The organism is Paraburkholderia sp. BR10923 (assembly GCF_040948765.1).
Taxonomy (GTDB): Bacteria; Pseudomonadota; Gammaproteobacteria; order Burkholderiales; family Burkholderiaceae; genus Paraburkholderia; species Paraburkholderia youngii.
In genome coordinates, this window is sequence record NZ_JBFPKO010000062.1 from 1 (window position 1) to 11,524 (window position 11,524).

Genomic DNA, 11,524 nt, shown 5'->3' on the forward strand with positions numbered 1-11,524 from the left:
AACAAACTCTCGGTGAACGTGTCGGCGCCGCCCATGATCTCCAGTGGGCAAGTGGTGGTTCATCTATCAACGCTTCACGAACTCTGCGCGATGACGTGTTTCAGCGGTACTTCAGCAACCTGCTAGGCGGCTGTCACGGGCTTTTGAACGCATCGACGCGTAATCCATACCGCGTTTTCTTGCAGACGAGACCCCTTTAACGGACTCGTGAATAAGAAAAATATCCAGGGATGGGTTTTGAAATTTGAAAGTGTTAATTTTGTCAACGGAGTCGTCCGTGGAATTATTATCCACAAAAATCAGCTCGTAGCCATCATGAGTAATCAGGCCGTCATGCGTTTTTTGGTTCAATAGGGAGAGCAACACCTCTCGGATACGATCGGTTTCGTTGTAAACTGGCACCACAACTGATACAACAACTGTATCGCGCATTCTTTCTTCATGGCAAGTCAAGTCCAGGAATATTGGCTAAATTATCAGAAAGCAGCCGCCTGCCAATAAGAAAATTCCTCCGAGCAATGTCATTCATCATTTGCCTATTATTGATGAGCAGATACAAGCCTTTAATAAATGCTTCATCAGGCAAGCAATCATTCTCTTCCGATATCTTCAGAACGGGCGCTTCAAAGCCGTACTGACCATAAACCTCCCAATAATATTCGTAGCTGGTAGTAATGTAGCACCGTCTGTTGCTGATCGCCTCGCCAACTGGATTCCCATAGCTGTCGTAATCCCACGAAGTAAGAAAAGAAACAAGATCGCAGGAGTAATATAAATCCTCAATTGCAGTCGCATCGCCCACTGAAAGTATGGATTTGTGCGAAAGTGGACCGACAAACTTTATAAATGACTCAACGTTTAACTTTTTGGCCAGTGTATTCAGCTCTTGAGAGTAAAGATGATTTTCATCAGGATCGCCCGCCACAAACAAAAAAACTTTTCGATCGATATCATTTTGACTGAAAAGTTGATTTAGCCGATTAAGCAAATAAATATCCCGATCCAAACGCTTTTGCGGAATAATGCGAGTGGTGCGGGCGATCACGATGTCGCTATCGCGGATAAAGAATTTTTCTCTAATACTATTAAATCTACCATGCTCAGTGAAATCGTAGGTATTTTTTTTAACCATTACTTCCACACCGTAATCACACCACTCTTCCAGCTTTTTTTCAGGTGATTATTGAGTGTAACGTATGTTATATGCTTGGATCTAACGGGCTTGATGGCATGGGGATAAGGCGCTGCGCCGTATTTCATCACGTTTTTTTCACTGCTCCACATTAGATCGTGGTCGCGCCAGATGACGAAATTCCCTAGGCAATGACATTCGCCGTAAATTTTGATCGCCATATAAATGGCTTTGGTATATATTATATTTTCCGGAAGCGTACCATTCTCAACAATCACATAACTGATACTTAGCTTATCCCATAGCTGAACGATTCGATGTGCTAGTCGCAGAGAAGATTCTCTGATTGCAAGCAAAAGTTCTTCCTGCTCTCTGGAAGAAACCGGCGGAACTCGACCCATCAGAACATTGTGCGAATACGTCAGGAAATCGACATTGTAGTGGGGAATAGAGTTGATATCATCAATGCGAACCAAATCGAATATATCGCTGTAAATCTCATGCTCCTTATTGTAAGGTTTGCCGAATTTTCCTTTATCTATCTTTATATCGTAGCCGAGGTCAAGATAAGATTTAATCTGATTGCGCGCAAGAATTTTCGCCATTTTTGACGCTTCAACAGTGATGCCTGACACGGCGACGGCGTCAAATGATATAAATATGGCCGCCAAATGCATATCTTTACGATACATTCCGAATCACCCTAAAACAATTTTCGAATACGAATCATGATCGCGACCAGAAAACCATCCACTTTCGACACAGGGTCGCCGTGGCTGCGAGCGCGATTTCCGACAGTGCTTCATGGCGTGGTGGGCCTTCGAACGATGATATTTGGGTTGGAAAACAGCGTTGGCACCTCTCCCCTTTTTTGATCTGCGTAAACAAAGGCAGGAAAGCCTTCCTGCAACCGCATTGCGGATGGCGTTGAGCACATCGGAGCAGAACAAAGGTTTGATGAGTGGCTGCAAAGCAGCGACGAATCTGTCCAGATCCAATTCCAGAAGAGGCATGCGGCGTGCCAGCATGAGCCGCGGAAAGGTTTCTACGCACCATCTCGAGGACTGCATGTGAAAGCCGTAGACGGGACGCCTCTATGTGCGGATATCACGCCGGCTGTCTGGACGTTAGTTTTCCGACAAATCGTTCGCTTTGTGTTCAATTTGCGCAGACAAACGTCACGACTCTAGCGGCCGGCCGAGTCGCTCTGTCTGAGATGGTCTGGCAGAGGTGGCCGCGCAAAATCGGACAGCGGGATAACGCAGTATGACTTTTATATGGACGCCTCCCATTTTGCGAAGGCTTTCGCACGCTGTGACGGATGAGACGGCTGCGCCTTTATATCCGGCCCTTGATGCAGCTTCGATGCTGCAGGCCCCGATGAAATCCGCTGACCCACACCTCATTTCCGTGTCGAGCTCGAGGCTCTCCGTCATACTCAGGTTTGGTGGGTCCCGGTCCAACCTATCTCGTCATCACACGCGATTGCCAGCGCAACCTTTTGACCTACCGTCCTTGTGAATCGTTTCCTCTGATTTGTGCTCCCTTACGCGGGTTTGGAACTGACGTGTTCCCTCTGATATTGCCTGTTGTGGGCGAGAAGCGCCCAGATGGTCCTGGCCAGTTTGTTGGCGAGAGCCACGATTACCACGTTGAACGGGCGGCGTTTGGCGAGCTGCTCTATCCATGCGCCAGCCTTTTCTGGATGTCGCAGAACACTGCGCGCGCCGTGGATGAGTAGCGTGCGTAAATCGGTATCACCTCGCCGGCTGATCCCCAGCAACTGCACCTTTCCGCCGGAACCGGTCTGTTTCGGTACCAAGCCGATCCAGGCTGCAAATTCTCGGCCGGAGCGAAAGGCTGTCGCATCGCCCATCGTGGCGACCGCCGCGGTAGCGGTCAGCAAGCCAACGCCAGGCACGGCGGCGATCGTCTTGCAGGCCTGATCCTCTCTCATCCAGATGCGCAGGCGTTGCTCGATCTCAGCAATCTGCCTGTCGAGCACCGTCAGGCTGTGCCACTGCGCGCGCAATGTATCGATCAGCATGGCAGGCAGACGCTCCGATAGTTTCGCCAGAACGCCGGGTATCGCCTTGTCAAGCACTTCCCGACTGCGGCCCATGACTTCACCGTACTCGGCAAGCAGACCACGCAGGCTGTTAATCTGCATCGTGCGGAATTTGCACCAACTGCTGCCGCATGCGGTGGAGTGCGAGGACTGCCTGTTGTGCCATCCGATTTGATGGCCACTGCCTTGCTGGGAATCTGCGTGGCCATCCAGATGGCGCGCGCATCGGCCGGATCACTCTTGTTGCCGATGTTGAAGGCCTTGACTTCGGGGGCATCAACTTCACCTGATGCCCCAACTTCATCAGTTGCCGCGCCCAATGGTGCGCACCGCCACATGCTTCCATTCCGATCAGGCAAGTGGGGCGGTTTGCGAAGTATTCGAGAAACCGGTCCCGCCTGATTGCTTTGTTGATGACTTCACCACTCTTCGGGTCTACCCAGTGGACCTGAATGACGCTTTTGGCAATGTCGACACCTACGGGGATGGGGTTCATGGCTGTTCACCTCCGGTTCGCTCTGAAGACCTTAGAAGCCTTAACAAAATGATTGCTTTGATCTGTTAAGGAAGGTCTGCATAACCCGCATTTCGGGCGCTGACCTTCTATATTTTTCGCAGTGGCGGTGATGAGAATTTGTTGAGTCGTTAAGGCGCCTGCGATTTACGCCGCTCCGTGCAGCGCTACTGAGGCGCAAGACACGGCGCCTCGGTTATCAAGCCTTGCGCAAAGCTCTACGCGCCATCCATAGATTGCTCAGAGCAAACAACGTCGTGATCTGGGCTGTGTTCTTCATCAAACCTCGATATCGGGTCTTCGTGTAGGCAAACTGCCGCTTGAGGACGCGGAACGGATGTTCGACCTTGGCGCGGACGCCGGCCTTCAGCCGCTCGATCTGATCGTATATCGCGTCCAAACGATCACTCAGATCCAGCTTTTTGCGCTTGCCTGGTCTCATCGCGATGTGCCAGCGCACCCCGCCAGTCTCGCGACGCTTTTCGATCCCCTGATATCCCGCGTCAGCGTACACGTCCGTTTCCTGGCCGTGCAATAGCGCATGAGCCTCCGTAATGTCGTGGACGTTGGCCGCCGTGCCGATGACGGTGTGGACCAGGCCCGACTCTGCGTCCACGCCGATGTGCGCTTTCATTCCGAAGTACCAGTTACCGCTTTTCTGCGTCTGACGCATCTCGGGATCGCGCGTTCCGGAGTTGTTTTTCGTCGAACTAGGCGCCGGAATCAACGTGGCATCGACGACCGACCCGGTCTTGAGCATCAGGCCTTTGTCCACCAGGATTTCATTGACCATCGCGAGCATCTGCGCAGCCAGTCCATGCGCTTCGAGAAGGTGACGAAACCGTAGAATCGTGCTCTCGTCCGGCAAACGCGTCATGCCGCCGTCAAGTCCTGCGAAGTCACGATACAGCGGCACGTCATATAACGCTTCTTCCATCGCTGGATCGGACAGACCAAACCACTGTTGCATAAAATGAATGCGCAGCATCGTCGCGATCGGGAACGGCGGCTGTCCAGTCTTGCCAGTCGGATAGTGCGGTTCGATCAGCGCAATGAGCTTCAACCAAGGCACAACGCGTCGCATCTCATCGAGAAATTCTCGCTTACGCGTGCGCTTCGTTGTCAGATCCAGGTCAAGTCCAAGTTGCGTCATCTGGGCTCTCCTCAACTCACTCCTTTCATCCCAGGATAGTTCACCGAAATCTCAATGCCAGGACTTTTGCAGACCTCCCTTAACTTCCAACGATTGCTGTTAACCTCGTCATTGTTTCGGTGACGAGGAGCTCATGACCAAACTACTCGATGACGCGTTGTGGGCACTCATTGAACCCTTGCTGCCCCCACCCAAACCTCGCCGCTCACGGTATCCCGGACGCAAACCACTGGATGACCGGGCCATGCTTACCGGCATCCTGTTCATCTTGCAGACGGGCCTGCGCTGGGACCTGCTGCCACGCGAGATGGGCTGCGGCAGTGGCATGAGTTGCTGGCGCCGTCTACGAGACTGGCAGGCTGCCGGCGTCTGGGACCGGCTACACGAAGTGCTGCTCGCGAAGCTACGCGAGTCCGACCGGATTGACTGGTCCCGTGTCGTCGTCGACTCCTCCTCGATCCGCGCGGTGGGTGCAGGTCAAAAACGGGACCGAATCCCACCGACCGCGCGCGACCTGGTTCAAAGCATCACCTCATTACCGAAGCGCAGGGCATCCCGCTCGCGGTAATCCTCACCGGCGCCAACCGTCACGATGTCACCCAGCTTCACGCGCTGGTTGATGCGATCCCACCCATTGCCGGCAAGCGCGGCCGGCCGCTTTCGAAGCCCCGCATCGTTCAGGGCGATCGGGGCTACGATCACGACAAATACCGCCGTCCGCTGCACGCAGCCGGCATCGCTACCGAAATCGCCCGACGTGGCCACCCTCATGGCAGCGGCCTTGGCAAAACCCGCTGGGTCGTCGAGCGAACCATTTCGTGGCTTCACAACTTCCGGCGACTGCGCATCCGCTTCGAACGCCTTGCCTTCATCCACGAAGCCTTCATGAAACTCGCCTGCTGCATCATCTGTTGGCGAAGGCTGAAGGACTCATTTTGTTAACGCCTCTTAGAGCGTGTTAGGAACTTCGATTGAGACCTGGTATCCTGGCGGGATGAAAACAACGGGCCGCAAAGGGTATCCGACTGATGTGTCGGATGAGGAATGGAGTTTCGCGGCGCCGTATCTGACGCTGATGGACGTTGACGCGCCCCAGCGCAAATACGAACTGCGCGACATGTTTGATGCATTGCGCTGGATGGCTCGTGCCGGCGCGCCGTGGAGGATGCTGCCCAATGATTTCCCGCCGTGGGAGTTGGTGTATCAGCAGACTCAACGCTGGTTGCAGGCTGGCTGCTTTGAGAGCATGGTGAGTGACCTGCGCTCGGTGATAGGCGTGGGACAGGGCCGTCGGGGACAGCCCAGCGCGGTCATCCTCGATGGCCGCACGATACAGTCGACCTGCGAGAGCGGCCCGCGTGCGGGTTATGACGGTTATAAGCGCAAGCGCGGTAGTAAGGTACAGATTGCAGTAGACACGTTGGGACAGTTGCTGGCGGTGCACGTGACCCCAGCCAATGAACAGGAGCGCGCACAGGTAGCGGAGCTTGCGCGGCAGGTCCAGCAGGTAACGGGACGAACGGTCAAGGTGGCATTTGCCGATCAGGGATACACGGGCAAAGAGCCAGCGCAGGCTGCGTTCGACGAGGGTTGGGTTGGACGTGCATAAGGAGTCGATTAAGGTGGCCTACGCGATCGACGCATGCGAGGTCATATCGCGTGGCAAGATCGGCACAATTCAAACGGAGATTGATCGGCTGTGCAAGCGGCTGCGATCGAAGGCTTCACGGGTGTGTGCAAGAGGCGGATCCAGGCTGCTATTGGCTACATCGGCAACTGACGCAGCGCGGCTTTGAGAGGATGGTCTTTGCGCCATCGCTGATTCCCAGAAAACCCGGCTCGCGCAGGCGACCTGACTGCCGTGTATTTGCCCGGTGTTGAAGACGAAGCCTTCCCGGATCTGGCGCGGGTGTGGACTGCAGTCAAGGAGGATTTTGCGGCAAGCCCTCAGCGACTGAAGTCGTTTTTGCCGGCACGTAGAAAAGTTGCACAGCAATCGAGTGAGATGACAAGCTAGGTGGAACCTAGACTCGCCAAACCTTTACTCGCGCGGCTTCTACCGATTTAAGGAACTTACGATCGGGGCAGTGAAGCGCCGCTGCAGCAGATTCTCGCCATCGGCCCCTGCTCACGAACCGCGTAGATCCCCATGTCGATGCTGCCGTTGTCGAATTGGCCCTCGAATTACCCGCCTACGGTCAGATTCGTATTGCCAACGAAGTCCTCAAATGGCATACCCTGTTCGTCTCGCCCCAAGGCATCCTCAGTATCTAGTTGCGTCACGATCTGGAGACGATGCGGAAGCACATGAAGGCTCTGGAAGCCATATCCGCCAAGGCCGTTCAATCTCGCGAAGCTCGGCCGCAAAGAGGTCACTGCGCCCGCAGCTTGAAAGGGCGTCCTGTCTGCGTCATGAGTTACCCTCTATCTAACAACAATCTCGTATAGACCGCCTATTTGCACCGGAGCCGCACCGGGAGGACAAGCGCCGACGATGTATTCAGTAGAAGACATTCATGCATTGATGGCGATCAAAGGCACAAAGAGATGTTTTCGCTATATTGCACTAGGCGACGCGGGGCCGCTGTTTGGTTTGATTGTTACACGCCTCCTTCCGAATATCTTGCATGCGATGGAGGACGTTTCAAGAGACTGTTCGGAACATTGGAGATTTTCACCTGCAAACTCGGTGGCATCCAGTCGTCAGCTGCTTCTTGTAAATGTCGACGTGTCTTTTAAAGCTTATGCGCAGACGACGACCGGCGGGGAACCATGCGTCAGTACGCCCAGCTATCCAGCTTGCGCTGGAGAGGTTGCCGTCGAAGCTAACGGGTTTGGCTCGGGATTAACAATCCAGGCAGTTCTTCTTGGAACACTCTCTGAGTAGGAAGCGGATGTCGAATGCACAAAAGTTTTACATCGACGGCGTCTGGGTCGCGCCGTCGGGCGACGCGCGCCTCGCCGTTGTCGATCCGTGCACAGAAGAGGCGTTCGCGCAGATCGCGCTCGGCAATGCCGACGACGTGGAGCGCGCTGTGACCGCTGCAAAGCGCGCATTCGCGTCGTTTTCGCTGACGCCGCTGACTGAGCGCGTCGCACTGATTCGCCGCATACTCGACGCTTATGCGGCGCGTTACGACGAGATGGCCGATGTCATTTCGCGCGAGATCGGCGCGCCGAAAACGCTTTCGCATACATGGCAGGCCGCGCTCGGCAGACGTCACCTCGAAGAACTCCTACGTACCTGCGAACGCTTCGCCTGGCAGCGCAAGAAGGGCACGACCCTTGTCAATTATGAGCCCGTCGGCGTGGCCGCGCTCATCACGCCGTGGAACTGGCCGATCAACCAGATTGTCTGCAAGGTCGCCCCCGCGATTGCCGCCGGCTGCACGATGGTGCTCAAGCCAAGCGAGATCTCGCCGCTGAACGCCGTGCTGTTCGCCGAGATTCTCGATGCAGCAGGCGTGCCGCCGGGTGTGTTCAATCTCGTGAACGGCGACGGCCCGACGGTGGGCGCGGCGCTCAGCAGTCATCCAGATGTCGACATGGTGTCGTTCACCGGGTCGACACGAGCGGGCGTGGAAATCGCGAAGCTCGCGGCGCCGACCGTCAAGCGTGTGCACCAGGAACTCGGCGGTAAGTCCGCAAACATTCTTCTCGACGATGTGGACCTGGAAGCGGCCGTCACTTCGGGTGTCTACGAGTGCTTTGGCAACAGCGGCCAGTCGTGCAACGCGCCGACACGTATGCTGGTGCCCGCAGCGCTGCACGACGAGGCCGTGCGCATTGCACAGCATGCGGCGGCCTCTCACTGTGTGGGCCCCGCGAACGACGACCGCACCACGATGGGCCCTCTGGTGAGCGACGTGCAATACACACGCGTGCAACGGCTGATTAAAAAGGGCATCGAGGAAGGCGCACTGCTCGCAGCCGGCGGGCCGGGACGTCCCGACGGCCTGTTGCGCGGTTACTACGCGCGGCCCACGGTCTTCGCAAACGTCGACCAGTCGATGACGATCGCACGAGAAGAGATTTTTGGCCCAGTGCTCGCCATCATGCCGTACCGGGACGAGGAAGACGCGATCGCGATTGCCAACGATACACCGTTCGGACTCGCTGCATACGTTCAATCCGCAGATCGGGCGCGCGCCCAGCGTGTGGCGCTCCGGCTGCGCGCGGGCAGCGTGTATTTGAACTATCCGGCGTGGGACGCGGGATCGCCGTTCGGCGGATATAAGCAATCCGGCAATGGCCGTGAATATGGCGAGTGGGGTCTGGAGGCGTTTCTCGAAGTAAAGGCTATCGTCGGCTATGACAATCAGGCGGGACCCGGCACGGGCGGTGACGTGCAGGCGTACCCAAGTGAAGACTCATTGGCCTCGGAGTATCCGAGGCGCTGGTTGAACGCGCCCAAGTCCTGATATCGCCTCAAGAAATATCTCCATGAGCTCTGACATAAATTCTCCGGCTTCAGAGCATATCCAGTGGCTCGTGAGTCAATCAATGCTCCACCAGGTTCGGGCACGGGCACGCAGTTATGCGGGGCAAGCCAAGCTTTGGCTTCACCCCTATGCCGAAGCACGCCCGCGTGAGGTCTGCGCAAAGTCGTCTGTCTGGTTCACCGCGTACCCGGGCGCGGTTATAGCCGCGCCGGGACAATCGGTACTCCAGGCATTGGGAAGCGAGACACTGTGGCGTTCGCTGTCCTCGTTGGGCATTAGGGCCATGCACCCGGGTCCAACCAAACTCGCAGGTGGTCTTAATGGTAAGCGCTTTACCCATTCGGTGGATGGGAACTTTGATCGCATCGGCCTAGAGATCGATTCCAGATTCGGCAGTAAAGAAGACTTCATAGCAATGAGTCGCATGGCGGCAGCGCACAACGCTGTTGTCATTGACGATATCATTCCTTTGCATACTGGCAAAGGCCCCGACTTTCGGCTCGCTGAGATGAATTACGGGGACTATCCGGGCCTCTACCACATGATCGAGATCATGCCTAGCGACTGGAACCTCTTACCAGACGTACCTGAAGGCAAAGATTCCATCAATCTGCCGGCTGACGTCGTCGACACCCTAAAAGGTAGGCGCTACATCGTTGGCCAACTTCAGCGGGTAATGTTTTTTGCGCCGGGCGTCAAGGAAACAGACTGGAGTGCAACCGCTCCTGTACTCAGCGTAGACGGCATAATGCGCCGGTGGGTATACCTTCACTACTTTAAGGAAGGTCAACCGTCACTGAACTGGCTCGACCCAACATTTGCAGCCCAACAAATCGGTATCGGTGATGCTCTGCACTCCCTAGATGTCCTCGGCGCACGCGGACTTCGCCTGGATGCCAACGGCTTTCTCGGCATCGAGCGAAGACCACACGGCAATGCGTGGTCGCAGAGCCATCCACTCGCGGTCGCGGCCAACCAGCTTCTTGCCGGGGCGATTCGTAAGGCCGGTGGGTTCAGCTTTCAGGAACTCAATCTCACCCTCGACGACATGGCGGCAATGTCCAAAAATGGCGCGGACCTGTCTTACGACTTTGTCACACGTCCTGCGTATCAGCATGCACTTCTGACGGGAGACACAGAGTTCTTGCGGCTGATGCTACGCAAGGCCCATCAGTACGGCATCGACCCGGCGTCTCTCATTCACGCGCTTCAGAACCACGATGAACTGACGCTGGAGCTCGTACATTTCTGGTCGCTACACGCTAACGCAACCCTTACCTTCCAAGGGCAGACATGGAACGGCAACTCCCTTCGAGAGCATATCCGGGAGAAGATGTACGAGCGCTTGTGCGGCGAGCATGCGCGCTACAATGTTCCTTTTGTGACAAACGGTGTGTCTTGCACGACAGTCAGCGTCATCACTGCGGCACTCAATATTCGGGACTTGGACGCCATAACGCCTAGGGACAGGGACAATATCCGACAAATTCATCTTCTTCTTGCGATGTTCAATGCTTTTCAGCCCGGCATTTTTGCGATATCGGGGTGGGATCTTGTGGGTGCACTACCCTTACCCATTGAGGCCGTCGAGGAGCGAACGACTGACGGAGACACGCGCTGGGTACAACGCGGTGCTTATGATCTAACAGGCGAAAACGGGCATGCGTATGCATCCGAAGAAGGCATACCGCGCGCAGTGGCTTTGTACGGTACGTTGCCGGAGCAGCTCGCCGACCCCACCTCTTTCGCCTCACAACTCAAGCGTCTCCTCGCTGTGAGAGACTCGTACGGCCTTGCCTTAAGTAGGCAAATAGGGATTCCCGACGTTGTCGCGCCAGGCCTCCTAGTAATGATTCACGAACTTCCCGCAGGGAAAGAGACTCAGATTACAGCTCTGAACTTTGGTGCAAGCACCGTCGATGAGACTATTACCCTACGCTGCACCGCGCCAGGACCCGTCATCGACATGCTCGCCGATTCGGTTATCGGTCACCTCGACGAACTGGGTAAGCTGCGAATAGTGCTTGAGGGTCACCGAGGTGTATCACTGAGAATTGGGAGTTCTCTTTCTAGTTGACGTGCATTTAACAGGATGCGGAAATACCCCCGCCCGGAATCGGCCTTCCACGATTTGAGCGCCCACCGTCGCTAAATCTTTCGCATTGTGCAATTTCAACGCGCATCAACCTTTTTAAAGCACTGTGAGGCCGGCTTC

8 protein-coding genes and 3 pseudogenes are annotated in these 11,524 nt (G+C 55.5%); 6 read left to right on the forward strand and 5 right to left on the reverse strand.

Annotated elements, in window-relative coordinates; all coding sequences use genetic code 11:
- Window positions 1–111: 111 nt before the first annotated feature.
- From AB3X94_RS40195 to AB3X94_RS40215, 5 genes and pseudogenes are all read right to left on the reverse strand, one after another.
- Complete coding sequence (locus AB3X94_RS40195; RefSeq protein WP_368594232.1) at window positions 112–432, reverse strand: glycosyltransferase family 2 protein; 321 nt, start codon at window positions 430–432, stop codon at window positions 112–114.
- Between the two features lie 7 nt (window positions 433–439).
- Complete coding sequence (locus tag AB3X94_RS40200; RefSeq protein WP_368614365.1) at window positions 440–1,132, reverse strand: hypothetical protein; 693 nt, start codon at window positions 1,130–1,132, stop codon at window positions 440–442.
- Entirely contained in the window at window positions 1,132–1,824 is a 693-nt protein-coding gene (locus tag AB3X94_RS40205; RefSeq protein ID WP_368614366.1) for a hypothetical protein, read from the reverse strand. The genes AB3X94_RS40200 and AB3X94_RS40205 overlap by 1 nt, the downstream gene beginning before the upstream one ends.
- An 854-nt stretch (window positions 1,825–2,678) precedes the next feature.
- Window positions 2,679–3,696, reverse strand: a pseudogene (locus tag AB3X94_RS40210) (IS110 family transposase).
- A gap of 217 nt (window positions 3,697–3,913) precedes the next feature.
- Complete coding sequence (locus AB3X94_RS40215) at window positions 3,914–4,867, reverse strand: IS5 family transposase (RefSeq protein WP_368594234.1); 954 nt, start codon at window positions 4,865–4,867, stop codon at window positions 3,914–3,916.
- A gap of 133 nt (window positions 4,868–5,000) precedes the next feature.
- On the opposite strand from AB3X94_RS40215, the gene AB3X94_RS40220 reads away from it, so the two are divergent.
- From AB3X94_RS40220 to treS, 6 genes and pseudogenes are all read left to right on the forward strand, one after another.
- Window positions 5,001–5,809, forward strand: a protein-coding gene (locus AB3X94_RS40220) for an IS5 family transposase (protein WP_368594235.1) whose coding sequence is annotated in 2 segments (ribosomal slippage) — window positions 5,001–5,346 and window positions 5,346–5,809 — 810 coding nt in all. Because the reading frame shifts where the segments join, the coding sequence is not laid out codon by codon here.
- A gap of 52 nt (window positions 5,810–5,861) precedes the next feature.
- Window positions 5,862–6,446 (forward strand): annotated as a pseudogene (locus AB3X94_RS40225) (IS5 family transposase); the annotation flags it as partial.
- Window positions 6,442–6,836 (forward strand): annotated as a pseudogene (locus AB3X94_RS40230) (IS110 family transposase); the annotation flags it as partial. The pseudogenes AB3X94_RS40225 and AB3X94_RS40230, both read left to right, overlap by 5 nt.
- Before the next feature lie 525 nt (window positions 6,837–7,361).
- On the forward strand, window positions 7,362–7,754 hold the full coding sequence (locus AB3X94_RS40235; RefSeq protein WP_368614367.1) for a hypothetical protein: 393 nt from the start codon (window positions 7,362–7,364) through the stop codon (window positions 7,752–7,754).
- Window positions 7,755–7,761: 7 nt separating this feature from the next.
- Entirely contained in the window at window positions 7,762–9,288 is a 1,527-nt protein-coding gene (locus AB3X94_RS40240; RefSeq protein WP_368594237.1) for an aldehyde dehydrogenase family protein, read from the forward strand.
- Window positions 9,289–9,310: 22 nt separating this feature from the next.
- Window positions 9,311–11,386 (forward strand): maltose alpha-D-glucosyltransferase, encoded by a 2,076-nt coding sequence (treS, locus tag AB3X94_RS40245; RefSeq protein ID WP_368594238.1) that lies wholly within the window; start codon window positions 9,311–9,313, stop codon window positions 11,384–11,386.
- Window positions 11,387–11,524 lie beyond the last annotated feature (138 nt).